Here is a 24,999-nt window from a genome sequence, read left to right on the forward strand (position 1 = left end):
TCACGGGCCCAGTGTGCGCCGCCCGCAGCCCCGTCACTGGCGGGATCCGGACACGGCGCTGGGAGCCTGCCGGGGGCGCGCCCCCGGCAGGCCCGCCGCTACCTCCCCGTCCCCCTCTTCCGTTCCATCATGTGGCGCCCCAGCGCCTGCTTCTGCTTCCAGTCCCGCCGGAGCTCCGCCCGCAGCCGGGCGTCCGTCTTCGCCACGATGTGCAGGTTCTCGCGCTGCAGCTTGCGGTAGCTCTCCAGCCGGCGCTCGGCCAGCTGCCCGCTCGCGACGGCCTCCAGCACCGCGCACCCCGGCTCCGTCTCATGGGCGCAGTCATGAAAGCGGCAGTCCCCGGCCAGCGTCTCCACATCGGAGAAGGTCCGCGCCAGCCCGGCCTCCGCGTCCCACATCCCGACGCCCCGCAGCCCGGGTGTGTCGATCAGCACCCCGCCAGCGGGCAGCGCCAGCAGATCCCGCGTGGTGGTGGTGTGCCGCCCCTTGCCGTCCCGGTCGCGAATGGCCTGGACGTCCTGGACGTCCTCCCCCACCAGGGCGTTGGCCAGCGTGGACTTCCCCGCCCCGGACTGCCCCAGCAACGCCGACGTCCCCCCGGCCAGCACCGCGCCCAGCACGTCGACGCCCTCCCCGGCCTCCGCACTGACCGCCAGCACCTGCACCCCGGGAGCCACGGTCTCCGCATCGGCGACCAGATGCGCCAGCCCGGCCGGATCCGGGACCAGATCGGCCTTGGTCAGCGCCACCAGGGGCTGTGCGCCGCTCTCCCAGGCGAGCGACACGAACCGCTCGATGCGCCCCAGGTCGAGCGCATCCGCGAGCGACACCGCGATCACTGCGTGATCGACGTTCGCGGCGAGGATCTGCCCTTCGGACCGCTTGGACGAGGCGGACCGCAAGAACGCCGTACGGCGCGGCAGCAACGCCCTTACGACGCCGTCGACATGGCCGCCGGTGCGCCCGTTCGCCAGGTCGATCACGGCCCAGTCGCCGGTGCACGGCACCCGCATCGGGTCACTGGTCGCCACGAGTGCGGTGTCCGCCAGAACGGTACGGATGCCGTCGCCGTCGGGCACGACGGCATCCACCCGCCCGCGGTCGACGCGGACGACGCGGCCGGGCACGAACCCCCGCCCGGCGAAGGGGGTGAAGCTCTCCGCGAACCCGTCGTCCCAGCCATAGGCGGTCAGCGGATGCGCAGCGGAAAGATCGAGGTCGAACAACGGGATGACCCTTCAGGATGAAGCGGTCCCGGCTCCGCGCTCAACGCGCGGGAGAGAGAAAAGGTGTGGAGTCAGCCGGAGACCACAGAGGTGAAATTGATGATCTTCTGGATGCGGGCAACGCCCGTGGCAACGACAGTCATCAGTACTCACCTCCCGGTTTCTCCACGGCTGGGGACGGCGGCCGCAAGCCGCCATCCGGAACGTCGCCGAGCGTAGAACAGCCCCGCTCCACGGCGCCAACCCTTTTTCCCGGCACCCGTGGGGCCCCGCGTCCGGCACCCCGTCGCCGATCATGAACCATTTGCCGGCTCGTCCCGTATACCCGATTGAAGCTGCCGAACGGGCCCGGGGCACACCGCCGAACATTCCCGGTGAGGAGGTCTGATGTCTTCCCGTTCCGCTGCCGTGTCGCTGGCAGGGATCGGCGCCTGCTGCGCCCTGCTCAGTGCCGTTGTCCACCTCGTGATCGCCCCCGAGCACCTTGAGGAGACGTTGTACATAGGAATCCTGTTCATCATCGGCAGCGTGGCGCTTCTCCTCGCTGCCGCCGGGCTGGTGCTGCGGAACTCCGCAGCGGCATGGTGGCTCGGCGCGCTGGTCAGCGGCGGCATGATTCTCGGCTTCGCCCTGTCGCGCACCGTCGGACTGCCCGGCTACCACGAAACGGACTGGGACCCCCCGTACGGAATGCTGTCCCTCGTCGCCGAGGCCCTGTTCCTGGCCGCCTTCTTCGCCTGGTACGTCACCCGGCCGACGCTTGTCCCCTCGGCTCCGGTCCGCCCCAAGGTGCCCGCGGGCAGATGACGGCGCCGCAGGAGGTCCTCCGGCGCGGCGCGGGGGCCGAGCCGCCCCGGCCCATGGATACGGCGGCGAAAGCGGGAGAAAATGTGAGGGTGATCTTCCGTGGCCGCCAGGCAATCCGCAGGCCGGGGCGGACCGTATATCCGGGTATGCAGAGGTTCCGGTTCCCGGTCGGCCGTCTCCCGGACGAGGCACTGCTGGCCGGGCTGGCGACGGGTGATCCCGAGCTCGCGGCCACCTTCGTGCGGAGGTTCCAGCACACGGTCTTCGGCGTCGCCCTCGCCGTGCTCGGCGATCCCCAGCTCGCCGAGGATGTCGCGCAGCAGACGTTCGAGCGTGCGTGGCGGCATGCGCAGATGTACGACTCGAGGCGCGGATCGGTGACGACGTGGCTGACGGCCATCGCGCACAACCTCGCCATCGATGTCGTCCGCGCGCGCCGGCCGCAGCCGGTGGCCCCCGAAGATCTCGACACACTCCTCGACGTCGTGACCGACACCCCCGAACAGCTGGCCCTGGCCGACGAGGCGTCGTCGGCCCTGCGTGCCGCCGTGGCGCGGCTGCCGCGCGAACAGGGCCGGGCTCTGGTGATGGCGGGCATCTACGGGATGACGGCCCAGCAGATCGCCACCATGGAGCAGATCCCGCTGGGCACGGCCAAGACGCGGATCAGGACCGCGATGGGGAAACTGCGGTCCACGCTCACGTCTCCGAAGCGAGGCGACCATGGATAACGACGTGATCTGCGAACAGCTGCGGGAGATCGGCGCCGAGCTGGCGCTGGGCGTGCTCCCGGGCCGTCAGCGGGCCGAGGCGGTGCGGCATCTGGACCGTTGCGCGGACTGCCGGGAGTACGTCGAGCAGCTGACCCTCGTCGGCGACGGACTGCTGGGTCTGCTGCCGGGCAGCGAGCCGCCGGCCGGGTTCGAGACCCGGGTGGCGCGGCGGCTGCAGCATGCGGCGGCGCAGGACGACCGCGGTCGTCTGCGCGGCCGGGGGTCCCTCCCCCGCAGAGGCTTCCGCAGCCGTGTCCGGCTGCGGGTCGCGGCCGCCGCGGCCACCCTCGCGCTGGCCTTCGGGTTCGGCGGCTGGGCCGTCGGCACGGTCCTGAGCAATGAGGCGGCCGCCCCGTCCCGTCCCGTCGAGGCGGGGGCCGGCATGCTGCATGCGCAGCTGGCCGGGGTCGGGCACGAGCGGGGCCCGGTCGGTGAGATCTACGTCCATCCCGGGCCGCCGGCCTGGGTGTACATGTCCGTCGACCTCGCGGACGCCGGAATCGCCTACGGCGGCAAGGCATCCTGTGTGCTGGTACGCAAGGACGGCACGTCCGTGCGCATCGGCGCCTTCACCCTGCACGGCGGCTACGGCTACTGGGGTGCCCCGTCCTCCGTCGACCCGTCCCAGCTCTCCGGAGTGCGCCTCATCGCCGCCGACGGGACGGTGCTCGCCACCGCGCGCTTCGGGGCGCGGTAGCCCCGTGGTGAACCGCCGCCCCTCGAATTCCTAGGCCGCTTAGGATTGCGGTGCCGCACCGAGAGGCCAGAGGGAGGGCTCATGCCGCAGTTCGGCGACCTGGAGGCCGCGATCATGGATGCGGTGTGGGAGGCGGGCGAGCCGCTGCGGGTGCGCGAGGTGCTGGAGCGCCTCGAGCGCGCCCCCGAGCCCGCGTACAACACGGTGCACACGGTCACCGAGAACCTGTACCGCAAGGGCTGGCTGTCCAAGGAGCGCGACGGACGGGCCTTCCGTTACGGCGCGACCGCCGGCCGGGAGACGTATGTGGCGGGGCTGGTGGGCGAGGCGCTGGCCGGTAGCCGGAACCGTGTGGCGGCCCTGGCCGCCTTCGTCGAGCACATGGAGCCGGGCGAGGCCGAGGAGCTGCGCCGGCTGCTGGGCGCCGCCCGCGACGGGAAGGGCGAGCGCTGACCCTCGTCTCCCATCGCCCCTCCCCCCGACCTCAGGAATACCGGGAGGGGGTATGCTCGCCGTGGCGCACTTCGCCACCCGTACCGGACGAGCCGCCGTACGGGACGAACGGAAAGCCGGAGAGGGACACCCGCCATGCACCGCACCGCGACATCGAGCAGGCCGCTGACGGCCCGGTTGCTCGCGGTGTGCGCCGTCGTTGCCGGGCTGTTCCTGATGCACGGTTCGCCGGCTGCGGCTGCCGGCGGATGCCACGGGACGACGGCCGGTTCCCCTCCGATGACGCAGGCGCCCGCCGCGATGAGTGTGCATGCGGACGCTCCGTCGGCAGGCCACTTCGCCGGCAGCCCGCACGCGGCCCCGTACCTGGGCCCGGCCGGCACGGACGGCACGCTGTGCGTCTCCACCCCCGCGCACCCGTCGCCGGTACCGCCCGCAGCAGGCGCCCTGGCCGTTGTCGCATGTGCGGCGTGGGAGCCTCTCGGCCGACGGCTTGCGGCCGTGGTGACGCGATGGCGGGGGCCGCCCGGTGAAGGGCGGGGAGTGCTGCTGCGCGTGGGCGTCGCGCGGACGTGACAGGACCGTCGGCCCCGGGATCGCTCCTGGGCCGGTCCGGCGTCCTGCTCACCCGCGTACCGCCCGACAGCGGTGTGCTCACCTCGAAAGACTCTCCTGATGTCCCTCGTTTCCCGCATGTCCTCGCGTCGCCGCACCCTCACCGCCGTCTCCGTCGGCAGTGCCCTGGCGCTGGCACTGACCGCGTGCGGCGCCGACTCCTCGCCCGGCTCCGCGACGCCGGGCGCGGACAAGCCCTCCGCCTCGGCACCCACGGCCGGCGCCGGGCACCACGACTCGTCCATGCCCGGCATGAAAATGAGCACCGGGGACGGCCTGGTCGCCGAGAAGGACGGCTACCGGATGGCCTCGGACGCCACCACGCTGCCGTCCGGCAAGCGGACCGACTACCGGTTCACCATCACCGGCCCCGGCGGCAAGCCGGTCACCGGCTTCGCCCTCGAGCAGACCAAGCGCCTGCACTTCTACGCCATCCGGTCCGATCTGACCGGCTTCCAGCACCTCCACCCCACCATGGCCGGCGACGGCACCTGGACCTCCGCCCTCGACGCGCTGCGGCCCGGCTCCTGGCGGGTGTTCGCCCAGTTCACCCCGGAGACCGGTGCGGGCAAGGGCCGGGACTTCGTGCTCAGCCGCAGCGTCACCGTCCCCGGCCCGGCAGCCACCACCGCCGTACCGAAAGCGGCCGCGACCACCACGGTCGACGGCTACACCGTCACGGTGAAGGGCGAGCTGATGGCGGGCATGGCCCACCCCCTCACCGTCACCGTCGGCAAGGACGGCAAGCCGGTCACCGGCCTCCAGCCGTACCTCGACACCTACGCCCACCTGACCGCCTTCCACGAAGGCGACCAGGCCTTCGCCCACCTTCACCCGGAGAACAAGGTGGACGGCGGCCACGGCGGGCCCCGCCTGCCGTTCCACGCCGAGCTGGCCAAGCCCGGTAACTGGCGGCTGTTCCTGCAGTTCCGGACCGCGGGCAGGCTCCACACCGCCGCCCTCACCCTGCACGTGAGCTGAGCGGCTCACGCGTCCGGGCGCCGGGAATCCGCCGCCCGGACGCGTGCCGACGGATCGGCAGCCGGGCGGTCCTGGCAGTGTTCGAGTCCCTCGATCGCCAGCGCGCGCTCCTTGGGGTGCTCGCCGGCTCCGGGCAGGGCCAGCGCGGTGCGGAACTGTTCCCGTGCCTCGTCGACGCGGCCGGCCGCGGAGTAGGTGCTGCCCAGGCGGTAACGGATGTCCATCTCCAGCCGGTCGCGGTTGGGTTCGGCGAGGGGGGACAACGTCTGGTGCCGGGAGAGGGCCTGGTGGTGGAGGTCTGCGGCGGCGCCCAGGTTTCCCGCGCCGTGCTCCGCCGTGCCCAGCCGGGTCAGGATGATCGCGTGCAGGAGGACGTCCCCGGCCCGCTGCGCCAGGTCGGCCGCGTGGCGGAAGAGGGTCTTGGCCTCGCCGTAGTGGCCGAGGTCGAGATGGACGTCGGCGGCGGAGCACAGGGCCGTGCTGATCATGCGCGGCCGGCCGTTCTTCTCGGCGTGGGCGAGGGCGTCGGCGTAGCAGCCCAGCGCCTCCTCGCCGCGTCCCTGGGCGTGGTGGACGCCGCCGAGCAGGCAGAGCCCCATCGCGGCGAGCCAGTTGTCGCCGAGCCGCTGGGCCGGTTCCAGCGCGGCGGCGAGATGGGCGACCGCCTGCTCGGCCCGGCCCAGGGCCAGTTCGGCGGCGGCCAGCCCGGTCAGGGCCCGGGCCTCGTCGCGCCGGTCCGCGCGGCGGCGGCCGAGGTGGAGCGCCTCGGTGAACCAGGCGTGTCCCTGGAGGTAGCGGCCCTGGTAGATGTCGGTGATGCCCATGCAGCAGCGCAGTGCGGTGGCCATCCGCCGGTCCCCGGCCTCGTCCGCATGCCCGAGCGCGGTCTCCAGGGCCGTACGGCACTCGTGGTACCGGCCCCGGCGGATGAGGTAGTCGCTCAGGGCCTCGGCGATCCAGCACGCGTGGTCGGCTTCGCCGAGCGCCGCGGCGTGGCCGACGACATCGGCGAGCTCCGGGCCTGCCGCGTCCAGCCAGGCGTCGGCGTCCTTCCAGTCCGCGAACGGCGCCGCACCGGACCGCGGCCCGGTGGGGAAACCGTCCGGGCCCCAGTCGCTGGCGATCCGGCCCGCGTCCAGATAGAGGCGGAGCGCGGCGGTGCGGACCGGGCCGGCTTCGGCGGGTACGGCCTGGGCGAGCCGCCGCGCGTGCACCCGGACCAGATCGTGCAGCCGGTAGCGGCCCGGACGGGGCTGCTGCACCAGGCTCGCGTCGACCAGGCTCTCCAGGATCTGCTCGGCATCGCCGGGCGGCCGGCCCAGCATCGCCGCCGGTGTCAGCGGGTCGAACTCGACGGTCGGCGACAGGCCGAGGGCGCGGAAGCCGAGCTGCTGCTCCGGCGTGAGCTGGTCGTACGACAGCCGGAAGGCCGTCTCCACGCTGCGGTCCCCGGCGCTCAGCTCGCGCAGCCGGCGATCGTCGCCCGCCATGCGCTCCACCAGGTACGCCAGCGTCCAGGCGGGGCGGGTCTGCAGCCGCGCCCCGGCGATGCGCAGCGCCAGCGGCAGCCCGTCGCACAGCTGGACCAGCTCGCGCGTCGCCGCCGGCTCCCGGTCCGCGCGCTCCTCGCCCACGATGTGCCGGAGCAGGGACAGTCCGTCGCCGGTCTCCAGGGGCTCCAGGGTGACGCGTCGGTCGGCGTCCAGTCCGGCCAGCCGCCGGCGGCCGGCCACCATCACCGTGCTGCCCGGTCCGGCGGGCAGCAGCGGCCGTATCTGCTGCGCGCTCAGCACATCGTCCAGCACCAGGAGCAGCCGCAGTGAGCTGGTCGCGGCCCGCCATGCGGCGGTGAGTTCGTCGAGGTCGTCGGGCACCTCGCTGTCGGCTGCGCCGAGCGAGCGCAGCAGCCGCCGCAGCACGCGCTGGGGCGTCAGGCGCTGTCCGCGCCGTCCCGTGCTGTGCGTGCGCAGGTCCACGAAGAGGCAGCCGTCCGGGTGGTGGGCGCGCAGCACACCGGCCGCGCGGACGACGAGTGCGGTCTTGCCGACCCCGGCGGTGCCGTCGACCGCCACGACCGCCACGGATCCGGGCGGCGGGGGCGCGGTCAGCAGTGCCAGTTCGCGCTCCCGCCCGATGAGGCGGCCGGTGTCGCCCGGCAGTTCGTCGACCGCGCGGCAGGGCCGGGGCGGTCGCGCGGGCGGGGGCGGGGACGGGGCGGAGCGCGCCGCCGCCGGGCCGAGGAGCTGCTCGTCGTCCCGGCGCAGCACCTCCTGGTGCACCCTGCGCAGTTCCCCGCCGGGCTCGACCCCGAGCTCGTCGCGCAGCCGTGCGCGCATGTCCTGATAGGCGCTCAGCGCCGCCACCTGGTGTCCGCTGCCGTAGAGGGCGCGCATCCGCAGCGCGGCCAGCGACTCGTCGTACGGATCGGCGGCCGACAGCGCGACGAGGTCGTCCAGGGCCTCGGCGGACCGGCCGAGCAGAACCAGGCATTCGAGCCGTTCCTGCTGAAGCGTGCGCTGCTGCTGCGCCAGCCGCCCCCGCTCGCCCTGTGCGAACGGTCCCGGGAGCCCGGCCAGCGGCTCGCCCCGGAACAGGGCGAGCGCCTCGGAAAACCGGTCCCCCGCGGTCGCCGGATCACCGGATTCCCTCGCGCGCCGCGCCTGACCGGCACGCTCGGCCAGCTCCGCCACATCGAGCCGCACCCCGTCGCCGGCGAAGCGGTACCCGCCCCCGCCGCTGCGGATCAACGACCCTGCCGGTCCGACGCCTTGCGCGTCGAACGCCTTGCGCAACGGGTAGACGTAGCTCGGCAGTACGCGGCGCCCGGAGTTCGGAGGCCGGCCGCCCCACACGTCGACGAGCAGCTGCTCATGACTGACCGGTGTGCCCCTGCGCAGCATCAGCGCGGCCAGCACCGCCTGCCGCCGGGCCGGTCCGAGGTCCACCGGAGTCCCGTCCCGCCAGGCCCGCACCGGCCCGAGCACCGCGATCCGCAGCCCATGAAAATCTCCCCCGTCCACCCCGAAGCCTCCGCTCCCCCACGCTGCCATCGGCATCATCGAGATTTCATGGGCATTTCAGCGCCTCCCGCGATGGTTGGCAAGACAGCCTCGACACCCACCGACACCCACCGACACGGCCGGCAAGCCAAGGAGACCACGAGAGAGGCAAGGCACCGGGCGCGGGGCACCTCGGCCGGCTCCCCGCCCGCCTCCTGCGGATGTGCCGGCCAACCGTTCCTGCCACTTCCCGACCAGGAGGTCATGTTGAGCGAGCACCGCCCCACCCGCAGAAGCATCTTGAAAGCCGTCGGCGGAATCGCCGCGGCCACGGCTCTCGGCGGCGCGAGCATCCTCGCGGGGGCGTCGTCGGCCGGTGCGGCCGAGGACGGCTCCGGACTGCGCGTCAAGGAGCACAACGAGGACGATCCCCGCATGTGGTACTACCGGTTCCAGACCGACGCCATCGGCTGGGACATCGGACCGGCCGTCAACGTCCTGCTCCCGGACGACTACCACACCAGCGGACGCACGTACCCGGTCCTCTACCTGTTCCACGGTGGTGCCGAGGACTTCAGGTCCTGGGACCGGACGATGGAAGGCGGCATCCGCGCCTACACCGCCGGCCAGCCGCTCATCGTCGTGATGCCCGACGGCGGAGCCGCGGGCTGGTACTCCAACCCGGTCAGCTCCAACGTCGGCCCCCGGAACTGGGAGACCTTCCACATCGACCAGTTGATCCCGTGGATCGAGGCGAACTTCCGGACGTACGCCGAGCAGGAGGGCCGCGCCGTCGGCGGGTTCTCGATGGGCGGCTTCGGCGCGCTGAAGTACGCCGCCAAGTACCCCGACCGCTTCGCCTCGGTGAGCGCCCACTCCGGGCCGCCCAGCCTGCGCGGCGACCTGGGCGCGGTCGCCCACTGGGCCAACCTGTCCTCCGCGGCCAAGGACCTGGCCGGCGGCACCATCTACGGTGAGCCGTGGGACGAGGCCAAGGTCAGCGCCGACAACCCGATGGAGCACCTGGAGACCTACCGCGACAAGCGGGTCTTCCTGGTCGCCGGTACCAGTCCCGACCCGACCGACCCGTTCGGCTGGGGCAACGAGACCGAAGTGCTGCGCGGCCAGCGGGAGTTCAAGGGCGCGCTCGACGGCGCCGGCATCCACTACGAAGCGTACGAGGACGGCGGCGGACACTGGGTCCGCCCCGACCGGGCCAGGCAGGACATCGAGGGCATCGTCGACCGGCTCCGCAAGGCGTAGACCGGCCGCACGAGGAAGAGGGCCCCGGCCGCTGAGGCCGGGGCCCTTTCGTGACCTGCCCGCGGCCCGGCAGGCCCGGTCACTCGTCGGGTGCGGTCTTCAGCTGATGCGCGAGGCCGCCGAGGATCATGCGCAGACCCAGTTCGAAGCCGCGGTCGTCGAGTGCCGTCGGGGCCGGGTCCACCCGTGCGGCGGCTTCGAGGGAGTCGGCCAGCGCGGGGTAGTCGGGGCGGTACTCGGACGGCGGCCGGGAAAAGCCCGCCGCGTAGGTTTCCAGGGCCGATCCGATCACGAGGAAGTCGAGGGCGGCGGCGGTCTCGGCGGCCAGTGCGGGGGTGCAGCCCGCGCGGATCAAGGTGGCGAGCAGGGTGTCGTACTCGCTGAGCGCGCCCTCGGTGTGCACACCGCGGCGGGCGACCAGCGCGATGGCGTTGGGGTGGCGCTGGAAGACGCGCCGGTAGCCGCGCGCATAGGCGGCGATGCCCTCGCGCCAGGGTGCGCTGCGCAGCGGGGTGTGGTCGATCTCGGCGTCGAGCAGTTCGCTGACGAGGTCCAGGACGTCGTCCTTCGAGCCGATGTGGTGGTACAGCGAAGCGCCGCGCACGCCCAGCCGGTCGGCCAGCGCCCGCATGGTGAGCGCTTCGTAGCCGCGGTCGTCGATCAGCTCGAGTGCCGCGCGCGCTATGGCCGTCCTGCTCAGCAATGTCTGATGTGGGCGGCCCACGGCACCACTCGCTTCCCCTCGAATTCCTGGCTTTTCAAGGTTACTCACCGGCAACGGCTTCACAGACCGGGCGGACGGCCTTAGCTTCGCTGCCTAACAAAGTTAGTTTTACTCCGAACCACCGAGGCGAGGTACGCCATGCCCCTGCCCCCGCCCCCCTCTCCCGCCGACGCCGTCGGCAGATCCGACGGACCCCACGGACCCGACGGCGATGCCGTCCGCCTGGCGTCACTGGGCTACACACAAGAACTCCGCCGCAGCCTGAACGTCCTGGGGAACATCTCCATGGGCTTCGCCGTGGTCTCCCCGGTGGTCGCGCTGTACGCGGTCTCCATGATCGGCACGATGATCGCCGGACCCGCCTGGGTCTGGGCGCTGCCCGTCGTCCTGGCCGGCCAGTGCCTGGTGGTCAACGTCTACTCCGAGCTGACGTCCCAGTGGCCGCTGGCCGGCGGCCCCTACCAGTGGGGCCGCCGGCTCATCGGTCCGTCGTTCGGGTGGCTGAGCGGCTGGGTCTGGCAGTTCGCCGTGATGTTCGGCAACACCACCGTGGCCTATCTGGCCTCGCCCTGGGTGTTCGCGCTCATCGGGGTGACGCCGTCGCCCGGCGCGATGGTCGCCGTCTCGATGGCGATCGTGCTGCTCTGCGCGCTGGTCAACGCGTACGGCATCGGCTTCCTGAAGTGGTTCGTCTCGGCGGGGATCGCGGGCGAGGCGATCGCCTCGGTGCTCGTCGGACTGTCCCTGCTGCTGTTCTTCCGCAAGCACCCGTTCTCGCTGTTCACGCACACCTTCGGTGCCGAGGCGCTGTCCGGCGGCTCCGTACCGCTGGCCTTCCTGACCGTGCTGGCCGTGGCGGGATGGGCCTTCATCGGCTTCGACGCCTGTGTGTCGACCGCCGAGGAGACCAAGGACGCCGGCCGCCAGGTGCCCCGGGCCATGTGGTGGGCGCTGCTGTCCGTCGGCGCCGTGGTCATCCTCAATGCGGTGGCCGTCGCCGTCTCCTACCCCGACACGGCAACCGCCGTGGCGGGCAAGGACATCGACCCGGTCACCACGGCCGTGGTCACCTCGTTCGGCTCCTGGTCCGACAAGCCGTTCGTCCTCGTCGTCCTGGTCAGCTTCCTCGCCTGCGCGATGGCCTCCCAGGGCGGTGCCGCCCGCGGCCTGTACTCACTCGCCCGCGACGACGTCTTCCCGTTCTCCCGGCAGGTGCGCAAGGTCAACGGGCGCCAGGCACCCATCGGCGGTCTGATCGCCTCGACGCTCGTGTCCGGTGGGGCGCTGCTGCTCGGTATGAACGCCACCGCGATCGGCTCGCTGATCGCCTTCGGCACCGCGGCCACCTTCGTGCCGTTCTTCCTGGTCGCCGCCGCTGCCCTGGTCGCACGGCTGCGCGGCACCTGGGTGCCCGGCGGTCATATCCGGCAGGGCCGCAAGGGCACGGTGCTCAACGTCATCGCCGTGGCCTGGACCGGCTTCGAGGTCACCAACGTCTGCTGGCCGCGTGCGGTGCTCGCGCCGCCCGGCGCGCCCTGGTACCAGATCTGGGCCGCACCGCTGGGCGTCGCCGTCGTCCTGGGCGCCGGCGCGGCCTATCTGATGGCCCGTCGGCCCCAGGAGAAGATCCGGGCCGCCGCCCCGGAAGGCGCCCCCGAACGTACCGCGGCGGCGGCCGCATCCCAGCCCGAGTAACGCAGCGTCAGGTAAGGAGATCCCGATGGACGCATCCCGACCGACCCGCAGCCTGCGGCTCAGCAGGCGGGGCTTCATGACCGCCTCCGCGATGGCGGCCGCCACGGCCGCGTTCGCCGGCGCCGGGCGCGCCGACGCCGCCACCTACGACGGCACCCCCTACACCGTGCCCGGGGAATGGGCGCCGCACGCGGGCTGCATCATGGCCTTCCCGTGGGACGCCGCCGACAACTGGGGCCAGAAACTCCACGCCGTCCAGGACGAGGTCGCCGCCGTGGCCCGCGCCATCGCCCGGTTCGAGCCGGTCACCATGGTGGCCAACACGGGCATGGCCGCCTTCGTACGCCAGAAGGTCGGTCCGACGGTCGGCGTGATCGAGTACCCGATCAACGACTGCTGGCCGCGCGACAACGGCCCTGTATTCGGCGTCGACCCCGGCGGACGGAAGCTGCTCGGCCTCGACTTCGGGTTCAACGGCTGGGGCAACAAGTTCCCGTACGACAAGGACGACAACCTCCCCACGGGTGTCTGCGACTACCTGAAGGTGCCCCGGCTGCCCGTCGGCATGATCTTCGAGGGCGGTGCGCTCCTCCAGGACGGCCAGGGCACGATCATCGGCACCGAGGAGTGTCTCCTCAACCCCAACCGCAACCCGGACATGACCAAGGCCCAGATCGAGGCCGTGCTGCTCGACGCCTACCAGGCGACCAAGATGATCTGGCTGCCGTACGGGATGTACGGGGACGAGGTCACCAACGGGCATGTCGATCTGGTCGCCGCCTACGCAGGTCCGGCGCACCTCCTGATCAACCTGCCGTCCGACACCGGCGACCCCAACCACGCGCGCCTGAGCGAGAACAAGAGCGTGCTGGAGGCCAGTACGGACGCCCGGGGCCGCAGCTTCACCCTGACGGAGATGAACCACCTGCCCAAGTTCACCGTGGGCACGGACGAGGTGATCACCTTCAGCTACACCAACTACTACCCCACGGCCACCGGGGTCGTGGTCCCCACGGCGGACATCCCGGCATCCGACACCGCGGCGCTCGCCGTCATCCAGTCCCTCTTCCCCGCCAAACAGATCGTCGGCGTCCCCGCCACCACGCTCGCGTGGGGCGGGGGCGGCGTCCACTGCATCACCCAGCAGATACCGGAGACGGTCTGACCCGGACGGCGGGCCCGGAGAGCCGGGCCCGCCTCAGGGTCACCGCACCGGGCGGCCGGCGATGAGCTGGTCGGACACTGCGTCCCCGTAGTTCCATGGAGTTGAGCATCGCGGGACAGGAGAGCAGCTCCGATGTGGTGGGACATCCTGATCGGGCTCGGCGTGAGCCTGGCCGCCGTCTGGCTGGCCCTGCTCCTCGCCCTGCTGCTGATCCGCCCCAAGGGCGCCCTGCTCGGCGAGGCGGTGCGGCTGCTGCCCGATCTGCTGCGGCTGTTCGGACGGCTGGCCGCCGACGGCTCCCTGCCGCGCGGCGTTCGCCTACGGCTCGCGCTGCTGATGATCTATCTGGCGAGCCCGGTCGACCTGATTCCCGACTTCCTGCCGGTCATCGGCTACGCGGATGACGCCATCGTCGTCGCCTTCGTCCTGCGCGGCGTGGTGCGGCGGGCCGGCATCGAGGCGGTGCGCGCGCACTGGCCGGGCACCGAGGACGGCTTCGCCGTCGTGTGCCGGCTCGCCGGGCCGGCGCTCACAGAAGCGAGCGGCCGAGGGCCTGCTCCGCCCAGATGATCTTGCCTTCGGGTGTGTAGCGGGTGCCCCAGCGCTGGGCGAGCTGGGAGACGAGGAAGAGGCCACGTCCGCCCTCGTCCTCGTCGGCGGCGTAGCGCAGATGCGGGGAGGTGCTGCTGGTGTCGGAGACCTCGCAGATCAGGGTGCGGTCGTACAGCAGCCGGACGCGGATCGGGCCGGTGGCGTGGCGGATGGCGTTGGTGATCAGTTCGCTGAGGATGAGCTCGGTGGTGAAGGCCTCTTCCTCCAGGTCCCACCGGGTGAGCTGGCGGGCGAGGTCCGCACGCGCGTCGGCCACGGCGGCGGGGTCGGAGGGGACCTCCCAGTCGGCGATCCTGCCCGGGTCCAGGAGGCGGGTGCGGGCCACGAGCAGCGCGATGTCGTCGCGCTGGCGGTCCGGGAGCAGGGCGTGCAGCACCGCCTCGCAGGTCTGCTGAGGCGTCCGGCCGGCATGCGCCAGCGTGGTGGCGAGGGTCCGCAGCCCGCTGTCGATGTCCCGGGTGCGGTCCTCGACGAGGCCGTCGGTGTACAGGACGAGGCTGCTGCCCTCGGGCATCCGCAGATCCACCACCTCGAAGGGCAGACCGCCGAGGCCGAGCGGCGGACCGGCCGGTAGCTCGGGGAACTGCACGGTGCCGTCGGGGTGGACCAGCGCCGGCAGGAGGTGGCCGGCGCGGGACAGACTGCACACGCCGTAGGAGGGGTCGTAGATCGCGTACAGGCAGGTGGCGCCCGCGATCACGGCCTCCTGGTTCGCCGCGAGCGCCTCCTGGTCGATGCGGTTGACCAGCTCGTCCAGGTGGCTGAGGAGCTCGTGGGGAGGCAGGTCGAGGGTGGAGAAGTTCTGCACCGCGGTGCGCAGGCGGCCCATCGTGGCGGCGGCGTGCAGACCGTGCCCGACCACGTCGCCGATCACCAGGGCGACCCGGGCGCCGGGCAGCGGGATGACATCGAACCAGTCGCCGCCCACCCCGGTCTGCGCGGGCAGATAGCGGTGGGCGATGTCGAGGGCGTTCTGTTCGGGCAGGCCGCGGGGCAGCAGGCTGTGCTGCAGGGTGACGGCCATGGCGTGCTCACGGGTGAAACGGCGCGCGTTGTCGATGCAGACGGCCGCGCGGGCCGCCATCTCCTCGGCGAGCGAGAGGTCGCCCTCCTCGAAGCGGGGCCGGTCCTTGGTGCGCCAGAAGTTGGCGACGCCCAGGAGGACGCCGCGCGCCTGGAGGGGAACGGTGATGAGCGACCGGCACCCGTGGTTCACGACCATCCGGACGCGTTCGTCCTGGGCCCGCCAGTCGTCGGCGGCCCGCAGATCGCTGACCAGCACGGACTGGCCGGTGACAAAGCCCCTGGCCATCGGGGTGACCGCGGGGTAGCGGTGGAGCTCGCCCGCCGGGTGCAGGGGGTGGTCGTCGCTGATACCGGCGAGCGCCACCCGGCGCAGTTCCGGCGCCTCGCGGTACGACCCCGCCGGCGGCTCCTCACCGCTCAGCACGGGCTCGGCGAGGTCGACGGTGACATAGTCGGCGAACCACGTCGCGGCGACCTGGGTCAGCTCCTCGGCGGTGCGCTGCACATCGAGGGTGGTGCCGATGGTCATGCTGGCGTCGTACAGCAGCCGCAGCCGGCTCTGGGCGGACTCGGCCTTCCCCGCGAGGGCGAGCAGCTCGGTGGAATCCCGCAGGGTGGCCACGCTCCCGGGCGGGCCGCCGCTGCGGTCCGTGGGCCGGTTGTTCACCGCCAGCAGCCGGTCCCCCACGGGGAGCACCTCGTCGGTGGCGACGCGCCCGGAGCCCAGCAGCTCGACCGTGCGGGGACCGAGTCCGAGGTCGTCGACGCGGCGTCCCTCCACGTCCGTCGGCAGGGCGAGGAGCTGGCGCGCCTCGTCGTTCGCCAGCACGACGCGCCGGTCCGCGTCGACGATGACCACGCCCTCGCGCACCGCATGCAGCACCGCATCGTGGTGCTCGTACATGCGGGTCATCTCCGCCGGGCCGAGCCCGTGGGTCTGGCGGCGCAGCCGAGTGCTCGCCAGCGCCGAGCCGACCGTGGCCAGGGCGAGGGCGGCGGCCCCGGCGCCGAGCACGACCGGCAGCTGCCGGTCGATCGCGCTGCTGACGCGGCGGACCTTCAGGCCGGCCGACACCATGCCCACGACCTTGCCCTTCGCATCCATGACCGGGACGACGGCCTGCACCTCGCGGCCGAGCGGGCCGGTGACGCTCTCGAGGGTGGTGCGGCCGGCCAGCGAGGGCTTGATGGTGCCGACGAAATGCTTCCCGATCTCTTCGGGCTTGGGGTGGGTGAAGCGGATGCCGTCGCGGTTCATGACGACGATGAAGTCGACTCCGCCCTTCTTGCGGGCGTCCTCGGTCAGCGGCTGGAGCACCTTGCTGGGGTGCGCGCCGCGCATGACGCCGACCAGGCCGGGGCTGTGCGCAAAGGCCTCGGCCGCGGCCAGCGAACGGTCGCGCGCGCCCTGGAACCTGTCGGTCCGGGACTGGAGCAGCAGCGTGACCACCGCGGCCACGACCAGCAGCAGCACGACCAGGATCTGCAGGGCGAACATCTGACCGGCGACGCTGCGGACGCCCGGCAGCACACGCAGACGCCCCGCTGATGGCCGCGGCGGGCTGTCACGCCGCTCCCGCCGGTTGCCGCGGCCCGGGCGCCGACCGGTGAACCAGCGCCCCGAAGACGGCCACGGAAAGCGGCCGGAATTTCGGGCCATGCCTCATATGTACCTTGTGCCGGATACATCCGATACTCACCACGCCGAGGTATCGCATGCATGTACGACACGTCCTCGGCACGGGCCGGCCGGCGGCCTGCCCCGGTGACGGCCGCGCCCCGGACCGAGACCGGGGCGCCGCCCTGCCGAGCCAGGCCCACAGACCCGCCAGGAAACAGCCTCCAGCTCGGATGCGTAGCGGATGACCAGATGCGCCGGGTCCACCGCGGCGCAGGCGACCGCCAGGCGGGGCGCGAGCTGCCGGGGGCCGTCCCGGGTCCGGCCGGACCACACCCGCAGGCCCGACGTCCCGAGCCCCGTGGGACCGCCCGGCGGGCGGCTGCCACCGCCCCGGCTCGCCGGTGCGGCGATACGAGACGGCAGGGACACGGAATCTCCTTCGTTCGTGATCACCCGCCGGCAGCGGGAGACTGCCGCGGCCCCGCACCCGGGCGGGTGACCTCGACGTTCTCCAGGACGCCGAGCGCGTCGGGGACGAGGAAGCAGGGCCGACGGGAGTCGCCCGCACCACCGGCCGTTCCCCCGCGCGATTCCCCACGCCCGTTCAGGACGAGTGCGCGTCCTCCACCAGGGGAAGGACGCGCACTCTTTGCCGTTCCGCCGGCATCAGGCGGCCTGCTGCAACCGCTGCAGCGACGCCACCAGCTGGTCCACCTCCTGCGATGTGTTGTAGAGCGCGAGCGAGGCGCGCGCCGCGCTCTCCAGTCCGTAGTGGGCCAGGGCCGGCTGGGCACAGTGGTGGCCCGCGCGGACGGCGATACCGTCGCGGTCCAGCCAGTCGGCGATCTCCGCCGGGTCGTGCCCGGCCAGGGTGAAGGTGAGTACGGCGATCCGGTCGGGTGCGGAACCGAGCACCTCGAGCCCCGGGACCGTGGCCAGGGCCTGCTGTGCGTAGGCCATCAGCGAGGTCTCGTACGCGGCGATGGCGTCCCGGTCGAAGGACGTCAGCCAGTTCAGGGCGGCCAGCATGCCGACCACCCCGGAGATGTGCCCGGTGCCGGCCTCCATGAGGTGCGGCACGGGGGCGAAGGTGGTACGGCCGAAGTCCACCGACTCGATCATGTTGCCGCCGCCCTGCCACGGCGCCATGCCCGCCAGGACCTCCGGCTTCACGTACAGGGCGCCGATGCCCGTGGGGGCGAACAGCTTGTGACCGGAGAACGCGTAGAAGTCGGCGTCCAGGTCCTGCACGTCCACGGGGAAGTGCGCCACCGCCTGCGCCCCGTCGACCAGCACCTTCGCCCCGTAGCGGTGCGCGAGTGCGGTCATCTCCTTCACCGGCGGGACCGTGCCGAGCACATTCGACGCCTGGCTGACCGCGACCAGCTGGGTCCGCATGGAGAGCAGATCGGCGTAGGCGTCGAGGTCGATCCGGCCGTCCGGCTCCAGCGGTACGGGTACCACCCGGGCCCGGGTCTCCTTGGCGATCAGCTGCCAGGGGACGATGTTGGAGTGGTGCTCCAGCACCGGCACCAGGATGTCGTCACCGGGGCCGAGGTTGGCCCGCCCCCAGGTCTGCGCGACGAGGTTGACCGCCTCGGTGGTGCCGCGGACGAAGACGATGTTTTCCGGGGACGGCGCCCCCAGAAACCGGGCGACCGCCGCCCTGCCCCCTTCGTACGCCTCGGTGGCCTCCCGGGCCATGGTGTGCGCACCGCGGTGGATGTTGGAGTTGGCCGCGCCGTAGAAGCCGGCCACCGCCTCGATCACCTGACGGGGCTTCTGGGTCGTGGCCCCGTTGTCGAGCCACACCAGCGGATGCCCGTTCACGGTGCGGTGCAGGATCGGGAAGTCCCCGCGTACCAACTCCGGTGAGAACGCGGCGGGCCGGCCGGCCGTGGCCTGAGGGAGCGGCGGTGCGGCGGTCGCGGCCGGCAGGACCGCCGCTTCCGCCGGCAGGGCCGTGGCGGTCGGCACGGCGCCGCTCATCGGCACCGCGCCGCCCGGCGCGCTCAGCCCCGTCGGGGACTGCAGGCCCCCCATCACGTCAGGAGTAGTCATGGTAGTTGGACACCTCGACGTTCTGGAGCACGGCCATCGCGTCCTCCACCAGCACCGCGGCGTTGAAGTACGCCGTCATCAGGTACGACGTGATGCCCTTCTGGTCGACGCCCATGTTCCGCATCGACAGCCCGGGTTCGACCTCGTCGTTGACCTTCGCGGGACGCAGACCCACCACGCCCTGCTCCGCCTCGCCCACGCGCATCAGCAGGATCTCGGTGGTGCCGACGCCGGCGCCTCCGGAGAACCGCACCTTGTCCGAGGGCAGCAGCGGCACTCCGCGCCAGCTCAGCAGCGGGCTGCCGAACCGGGTGTCGATCACCGGGGGCACACCCCGGCGGGTACATTCCCGGCCGAACGCGGCGATGGCCCGGGGGTGCGCGAGGAAGTAGCCGGGGTGCTTCCAGACCCGGGACAGCAGCTCGTCGAGGTCGTCGGGGGTCGGCGAGCCGGTGCGCGCCTGTACCCGCTGGCCCGGCGCGACGTTGTGGAAGAGGCCGAATTCCGGGTGGTTGAGCAGCGAGGCCTCCTGGCGCTCGCGCAGCGCGTGGACGGTGAGGTTGGACTGGGCGCGGGTCTGGTCGATGGGCCCGTTGTAGAGGTCGGAGACCCGGGTGTGCACGCGCAGCACGGTCTGGGCGAGGGTCATGTGGTACTCGCGGGGCGTGTCCTCGTAGTCGACGAAGGTCCCGGGAAGGTCGGGTTCGCCGTCGTGGCCGGCCTTGAGGTCGACCGGCACCTCGGTGCCCGGCATCACCCCGTCCGCGGCGAGGTAGGCGTCCAGCGCGCCGCGGACGGCCGCGTCGCGGTCACACAGTCCGGCGAGCACGCTGCGTTCGACGCACAGCGCGGAGCCGGGGGTGAGCGCCTTGACCCGGTACGGCATGGGCTCGGCGCGGGTCCAGGCGTCGAGGTCGAAGAACTGGCCGTCGCCGATCACCTCGAGGACCGCGTCCTCGCCGTAGCGGCCGCTGACCCGCTTCTCGGCGCGGCCCTGGACGAGGACCCACAGCGTGTCGTGCGCATCGCCGTCCTGGGCCAGCATCTGTCCGGACTCGAAGGTGACCTCGGTGAAGGCCGCGGCGAGTTCGGCGAGCAGTGCGTCGTCGGCCTCCCGCAGATACGGAAGTTCGCGCAGGTCGCCCGGGATGATGCGCGGCGATCCGTTGTCGGTGTGGGTGCTGATGCGGTCGTCGCCGAGGACGTAGGTGCGGCGGCGGTTGACGCGGAAGACGCCGGATTCGACGTCCACCCAGGGCAGCGCACGCAGCAGATAGCGCGGGGTGATGCCGCGCATCTGGGGGCTGGTCTTGGTGGTGGTCGCAAGCTGCCGTGCGGCATCCGGGCCGAGACTCATGCGGTCGTTCACGGGATCCTCCTGGGGCAGGAAGCGGATGAAACAGGCATGCCGAGCGGCCGGCGCAACGGCCGATCGCTGGGGATGCAGGGACGGTCCCGATCGTGTGGCGGGACGCTGCGACCTGCAACGGCCCGTCGGCCGAAGGGCGTCCGGAAACGATCCCCGCACCGAATCGCCGATTCCGCATATGCGTGCGACTACTGTGCGTGGCAAGCCCGCCACCACATGTGGAGCAACCGGAATCCCCGTTCCGCGGCCCCCTCGAAGCACCCGCCCGCAGCCCACAAGAGACCTGATTTACCCTCATAAGGCCGCTTTGATATGCGAAAAGAGGGGCTTATGACCCCGCCGCGTGCTCCGTGACGCCCCCTGCGCGCCCCTCCCTGGAAGGCGGTCGCCACGGCCAAGGCCGAGGTGCGGCGGCAGGGTGGCCCCCGGCGCCGCACCTCGGCCTTGGCGGTTACCCGGTCCGACGCACCGTCACCGCGCCGGTTCCGGATAGAACTCCCGCGGCCGCCCGCGGCTGTCCTTGAGGCGGCCCAGCAGACTGGACGGGTACTCGATGAGCCAGTAGCTGGCGGTGGCCGCGGGTACCGCCGCCACGAACACGATCAGCAGGGCGAGCGGGAAACCCGCCTGGCCGGTGGGCAGGAGCCCCGCGTTGTGCAGCTGGAGCATCACCGGCTCGTGCCAGATGAACATGCTGTAGCTGACCAGCCCGACGGCGGTCAGCCAGCGTGACGTCAACAAGCCCTGCCAGAAGCTCTGTTGACGGACATGGAGGGTGCTGAAGATCAGCATCACCCACAGGGCCGACGCGATCGGGTGGTAGAAGGTGAAGGTGAAGTTCTCCGGGCCGGAGTGCAGGGAGAGCGCGAACAGCCCGGCCAGCGCGAGCCCGGCCAGCGGCAGCGCGGTACGCGGGCCGAGCCGCCCCCGCTCACCGAGTGCGGCCGTCGCCACGGCCAGTCCCATCCCCGCCGCGAAGCCGCCGAACCGGGCCTGCGGGCCGAAGTACACCACCCAGTCCGTGTGCGGCACCCCGACCACGTAGTGCGCCACGGCGATCCACACGAGCGGCACGACGAACAGGACCGCACACCCCGCCGCGCACACCGCCACCCGGCTGCGCCGCTGCCGCAGCAGCCGGCAGACACGTACCGCGAGCGGCCCCAGCGCCACCAGTACGAGGTAGAACAGCACCTCCAGCGACAGCGACCACGTAGGACCGAGGGTGTAGAAGATCCGCTGCTGGTCGAAGACGTGGGTGAAGGTGAGATGTTCCACCAGGTCCCGCCAGTTGCCCGGCAGGGTGGGGTTGCGCGTCGCCCACACGACCAGGACCGCCAGGACGTACAGCGGCAGGATCCGGATCGCACGCCGGAAGAGGAACAGCCGGGCGGGCTTCGTCGAGCGCCCGTCGATGGCGGCCCGCGCGTACGACAGCGTCAGCAGATACGCGGACAGCACGAAGAACAGGTCGATGACCTCCAGGGAGAGGACGCCGTTCAGTACCGGGTTGCCGACCGGTGGATGGCTGCCCTGGGCGTCGTAGCGGAAGTACTGCTGCCAGACGTGGAAGGCGACGGTGCTCAGCGCGGCGAGCCCGCGGAAGCCGTCGATGACGCCGGCCCGGCTGCCGGCCGGTGCGGCTCCGGTGCTCATCGGCGGGCCACCGCCTTCACCGCGGCGCGAGGGGTGACCCGCCACTGCCGGTCGCCGAGCGCCTCCTTCAGATGGGCCTGCCGGGCCACCATGTTCTTGAAGTGGCTGTAGAAGAAGGTGGAGACGAAGAAGTACGACCAGAACCAGGGCCTGCGGGTGCGCAGTTCGGGGACGGCCAGGCGCCAGGCGAAGAGTGCCTGGATCGGTCCGGCCGCCAGGGTGAGCGCCATCGCCAGGACGCAGACCGGCACCGCCCAGTCGAGCCGGTCGAAGCCGCCGGTGCGCCAGGCCGAGTAGAGCAGGATCGGCAGGATCTGGAGGGTGAGCCAGGGCTGCACTTCGCGCCAGCCGAGCAGGACCAGCAGACCGAGTTTCTGACGGGCCGTGAAGACGGGCGACCGCAGACCGTGCCACAGGTGCTTGAGCGAGACCTGGAGCCAGCCCTGGGCCCAGCGGGAGCGCTGGTTCCACAGGGCCTTGAGGGTGGTGGGGGCCAGTTCGCGGGAGATGAGGGTGCGGTCGACGGCGAAGCGGGCACCTTCGTTGAGGGCGCGCAGGGTGGAGTCGATGTCCTCGGTGAGCATCGAGCCGTGCATCCGGGTGCGGGCGAGCAGATCGGTGCGCCAGAAGCCGTTGGAGCCGCCGAAGACACCGAAGCCGTACAGCCGGGTGCGGCCGGGGTGGCTGACCGCGTAGATCGCCTCGAATTCGACGGCCACCAGCCGGGCGACGCGGGAGCTGTCGCCGTTGCGGATGACGCAGTGTCCCTGGACGACGTCATAGCCGTTGGACAGCCAGTGCCAGGCGTGCTGGAAGGCGGTCGGGGCCGGGTGGTGGTCGGCGTCGAAGATGCCGACGAACTCGCCGCGGATCCGGGTGACCGCGGCGTTGATGTTCTGCGCCTTGGAGGTGGAACCGGCGACCGGGAGCAGCACCAGGCGCGGATCGCGGGCGGCCATCTCGCGGAGGGTGTCCTCGACGGGCAGCGGGTGCGGGGTGTTGTACGCGAGGACGATCTCGAGCTCGCCCGGGTAGTCGAGGCCGAGGAACGACTCGACGGTGTCGACGATGGTCGCGGCCTCGTTGGGCAGGTAGGCGGCGATGACGGCGCTGGCGGGCGGGTAGGGGGCGCCGGGTTTCTCGGGCCGGGCGGTGGAGTCGAGCGAGTAGAGGCATTCCAGGACGATGAGCAGGGCGGACAGGACCAGGCCTGCCACCACCACCCAGTACATCGACGAGCCCAGGTCCCAGCCCAGTTCGTAGGTCTGCCGGTAGAGCGCGAACGGGACGCCGATGCCGAGCAGTAACGCCAGTACCGGCGAGAGCGAGGCGAGGGCGGGGCGGATGAGGGAGCCGATCGGGCGGCGCCGGTGGCGGTGGGGCGCGGGCCGCATCCAGGGGGCGTAGCGGACCGGGCGCAGGTCCCGGTGACGGAGCGCTTCGTTGGCCGCGTCGCGGGCCTTTTCCAGGGCCTGGGTGCCGGTGACGCACTCGGCCAGCGGGAGATAGCCGATCGCGGGGGTGAGGCGGACGTTCTCGTCGGCGACGATGAAGCGGGTGCCGGCCACGGTGGTGGCGAACTTCTCCAGACCGTGCCGGGCGGTCTCCTCGTCGACGCCGGGCAGCAGCATCAGCAGATGGCCGTCGTCGTTCCAGCCGAGCCGGTCGCAGAAGCTGCCCACGCGCTCGGCGACACCGGCCAGCCGCTCGGCGACCTCGCGGCGCACCCGGGGGCCGAGGCGGGTCTCCAGGGCAACCGTCTCGGCGACGGCGACGACGGCGAGGACACCGCCGCGCCGGCCGGCCGCGGGGCGCTGGAGTTCGCGGTCGAGCTCGTCATGGAAGTGCGGGTGGGAGTAGAGGCCGGTGCGCGGGTCCTGGAGGAGGTTCTCCACCGGGACGGGCACGCGGCGCAGTTTGGCCTCGATCCGGGCGGAGAGTTCGACCGGGTCGGAGGCCTCGGGTATGCAGTCGTCGGCGCCCTGGCGCAGCAGGTGCGCGACGCCGGCGGGCTCGGTGCCCGCGGTGACCATCAGGAGCGGCAGCGCCTGGCCGGCGGGGACGGTGCGGACCTCGCGGATGACGTCGAGTCCGGGGTGCGGGGCGGCGTGTTCACCCCCTTCGGCCCGCTCGTGCCGTTCGTCGAGGGCGACGATGGCGTCCGGGGCCGCCTGCCCGACGCGGCGGTTGACCTCACCGGGCGGGGCCTGGCTGACGTCGTGTCCGGTGGCGCGCAGGGTGCGGGTGAGCCGCTCCAGCCGTGGTCCCGGGGTGCCGACGACCAGGACGTGTCCGCCGGGGCGGGCCGGTACGGCGTCAGTGACATCAGGGGTGCGGGTATGGGTGTCGGGGTCGTCCTCAGTGCCCAGCAGGGCGGTGGGAGTGCCCTGAGAGCCTGTGGGGTGCGAAGTGAGCACCTTGTGGGGTCCTTTCGTACGACGAGGCATGCCGCAGCGGGTCCGGGCGCGCGGTGAGCGGCGGTCCGGACCGGGGCGGCATGGGGCGCGACGGCGTCGACAACGCCGGGTGCGCCGCGGCCATGACGGGCCGCCGGGGGATGTGGGGAAGCACCCGGGCGGTTACCGGAGCGCGCGCGGTGGCGCGGGCGTCATGAGGGGAGAGCGCCGGACAGCGACGCCGCACTTGCCAGATGCATGACAAGTACAGCTTTCGCGAGCACCGGCAGCGACTGTCTCTCCGCGGATCGGCCCGCCTCGTCGGAACGCAGGGCCAGGGAGCCAGTGGCCGTGGGGCCAGGAAATGCGCGGACGCATTCCAGCAGTGATCGCATATGAAGGGTCCCATCCTGATCGGATTGTGGGGGAGGACCGGATTTCAGTTGTGCCAAAGGATGCCGCGTGGCGGGCCTTACGGCAACGCCAGCCTCGGCGATCACTGTGACGCCGCCCCGTCATCCACGTAACGCTCTCATTACGGCCCATCGTCACACCGGTCTCAATGAGTGCTACTGCCCCGTACGCACCAGAGCATCGGCTATACACGGTAAGCAAGTTGATAAGCGATATCGGACGATAAGGACCAATTCCCGCCTCACCCGCCCGTACTCCCGGCCAACCGACCCGGCGCCTTCGTTTCGAAGGGGATCTGGAGATTCGTACGTCCGAACGATCTGTTAATCTGCCCGCCCCTGGATGTTCCTCCATCTCCCGCTCCCAAGCACCCCACCGCTCCGCCGGGTGCAGCGAGGTGTCCCGTACGTGTACAGCACTCCGTTTTCCCCCCAAGAGGCCCGTTC

Annotated in this window: 18 protein-coding genes; 10 read left to right on the top strand and 8 right to left on the bottom strand. The window is 72.1% G+C overall.

What is annotated here, in order from left to right; all coding sequences use genetic code 11:
• Window positions 1-98: 98 nt before the first annotated feature.
• A complete protein-coding gene (gene rsgA / locus ADL29_RS13070; protein WP_053923838.1) occupies window positions 99-1,226 on the bottom strand; it encodes a ribosome small subunit-dependent GTPase A in 1,128 nt (375 codons plus the stop codon).
• Window positions 1,227-1,613: 387 nt separating this feature from the next.
• Here rsgA and ADL29_RS13075 point away from each other — a divergent pair, with 387 nt between their 5' ends.
• The 6 genes from ADL29_RS13075 (at window position 1,614) to ADL29_RS13095 (ending at window position 5,552) form a co-directional block, all read left to right on the top strand.
• A complete protein-coding gene (locus ADL29_RS13075) occupies window positions 1,614-2,033 on the top strand; it encodes a hypothetical protein (protein WP_157878486.1) in 420 nt (139 codons plus the stop codon).
• A gap of 146 nt (window positions 2,034-2,179) precedes the next feature.
• Window positions 2,180-2,764: an RNA polymerase sigma factor gene (locus ADL29_RS13080; protein ID WP_053923840.1), complete on the top strand. Its 585-nt coding sequence runs from the start codon at window positions 2,180-2,182 to the stop codon at window positions 2,762-2,764.
• Window positions 2,757-3,503: a zf-HC2 domain-containing protein gene (locus ADL29_RS13085; RefSeq protein ID WP_053923841.1), complete on the top strand. Its 747-nt coding sequence runs from the start codon at window positions 2,757-2,759 to the stop codon at window positions 3,501-3,503. The genes ADL29_RS13080 and ADL29_RS13085 overlap by 8 nt, the downstream gene beginning before the upstream one ends.
• An 81-nt stretch (window positions 3,504-3,584) precedes the next feature.
• Window positions 3,585-3,956 carry a BlaI/MecI/CopY family transcriptional regulator gene (locus tag ADL29_RS13090; RefSeq protein ID WP_053923842.1) on the top strand — a complete coding sequence of 124 codons (372 nt, stop codon included), beginning with the start codon at window positions 3,585-3,587 and terminating at the stop codon, window positions 3,954-3,956.
• Between the two features lie 135 nt (window positions 3,957-4,091).
• Window positions 4,092-4,532: a hypothetical protein gene (locus ADL29_RS43460; protein WP_157878487.1), complete on the top strand. Its 441-nt coding sequence runs from the start codon at window positions 4,092-4,094 to the stop codon at window positions 4,530-4,532.
• Between the two features lie 99 nt (window positions 4,533-4,631).
• Window positions 4,632-5,552, top strand: a complete 921-nt coding sequence (locus ADL29_RS13095; RefSeq protein WP_053923843.1) for a hypothetical protein — start codon at window positions 4,632-4,634, stop codon at window positions 5,550-5,552.
• A 5-nt stretch (window positions 5,553-5,557) separates the two neighbouring features.
• On the opposite strand, the gene ADL29_RS13100 is transcribed toward ADL29_RS13095, so the two are convergent.
• Complete coding sequence (locus tag ADL29_RS13100) at window positions 5,558-8,602, bottom strand: AfsR/SARP family transcriptional regulator (protein WP_078970982.1); 3,045 nt, start codon at window positions 8,600-8,602, stop codon at window positions 5,558-5,560.
• 213 nt (window positions 8,603-8,815) lie between these two features.
• Here ADL29_RS13100 and ADL29_RS13105 point away from each other — a divergent pair, with 213 nt between their 5' ends.
• On the top strand, window positions 8,816-9,814 hold the full coding sequence (locus tag ADL29_RS13105) for an alpha/beta hydrolase (protein ID WP_053923844.1): 999 nt from the start codon (window positions 8,816-8,818) through the stop codon (window positions 9,812-9,814).
• A gap of 79 nt (window positions 9,815-9,893) precedes the next feature.
• On the opposite strand, the gene ADL29_RS13110 is transcribed toward ADL29_RS13105, so the two are convergent.
• Window positions 9,894-10,517 (bottom strand): TetR/AcrR family transcriptional regulator, encoded by a 624-nt coding sequence (locus ADL29_RS13110; RefSeq protein ID WP_245689369.1) that lies wholly within the window; start codon window positions 10,515-10,517, stop codon window positions 9,894-9,896.
• Window positions 10,518-10,676: 159 nt separating this feature from the next.
• Between ADL29_RS13110 and ADL29_RS13115 the strand changes: the two genes are divergently transcribed.
• The 3 genes from ADL29_RS13115 to ADL29_RS13125 all read left to right on the top strand — a co-directional run bounded on the left by ADL29_RS13115 (window position 10,677) and on the right by ADL29_RS13125 (window position 13,968).
• Window positions 10,677-12,233, top strand: coding sequence for an APC family permease (locus tag ADL29_RS13115; RefSeq protein ID WP_053923846.1), 1,557 nt, complete (start codon window positions 10,677-10,679; stop codon window positions 12,231-12,233).
• Between the two features lie 25 nt (window positions 12,234-12,258).
• A complete protein-coding gene (locus ADL29_RS13120; protein WP_078970953.1) occupies window positions 12,259-13,398 on the top strand; it encodes an agmatine deiminase family protein in 1,140 nt (379 codons plus the stop codon).
• A gap of 132 nt (window positions 13,399-13,530) precedes the next feature.
• Entirely contained in the window at window positions 13,531-13,968 is a 438-nt protein-coding gene (locus ADL29_RS13125; RefSeq protein WP_053923847.1) for a YkvA family protein, read from the top strand.
• Here the strand turns inward: ADL29_RS13125 and ADL29_RS13130 are convergent.
• The 5 genes from ADL29_RS13130 to ADL29_RS13150 form a co-directional block, all read right to left on the bottom strand.
• Complete coding sequence (locus ADL29_RS13130) at window positions 13,928-16,534, bottom strand: SpoIIE family protein phosphatase (RefSeq protein WP_053924003.1); 2,607 nt, start codon at window positions 16,532-16,534, stop codon at window positions 13,928-13,930. The genes ADL29_RS13125 and ADL29_RS13130 overlap by 41 nt on opposite strands.
• Window positions 16,535-17,323: 789 nt before the next feature.
• A complete protein-coding gene (locus ADL29_RS13135) occupies window positions 17,324-18,718 on the bottom strand; it encodes a cysteine desulfurase (protein ID WP_053923848.1) in 1,395 nt (464 codons plus the stop codon).
• Window positions 18,705-20,087, bottom strand: a complete 1,383-nt coding sequence (locus ADL29_RS13140) for a family 2B encapsulin nanocompartment shell protein (RefSeq protein WP_078970955.1) — start codon at window positions 20,085-20,087, stop codon at window positions 18,705-18,707. Before ADL29_RS13140 ends, ADL29_RS13135 begins: the two co-directional genes overlap by 14 nt.
• 471 nt (window positions 20,088-20,558) lie before the next feature.
• Window positions 20,559-21,743 carry an acyltransferase family protein gene (locus ADL29_RS13145; protein WP_169795225.1) on the bottom strand — a complete coding sequence of 395 codons (1,185 nt, stop codon included), beginning with the start codon at window positions 21,741-21,743 and terminating at the stop codon, window positions 20,559-20,561.
• Window positions 21,740-24,160 carry a glycosyltransferase gene (locus ADL29_RS13150; protein ID WP_053923850.1) on the bottom strand — a complete coding sequence of 807 codons (2,421 nt, stop codon included), beginning with the start codon at window positions 24,158-24,160 and terminating at the stop codon, window positions 21,740-21,742. Before ADL29_RS13150 ends, ADL29_RS13145 begins: the two co-directional genes overlap by 4 nt.
• Between the last annotated feature and the right edge of the window lie 839 nt (window positions 24,161-24,999).

The organism is Streptomyces chattanoogensis (genome assembly GCF_001294335.1).
GTDB lineage: Bacteria > Actinomycetota > Actinomycetes > Streptomycetales > Streptomycetaceae > Streptomyces > Streptomyces chattanoogensis.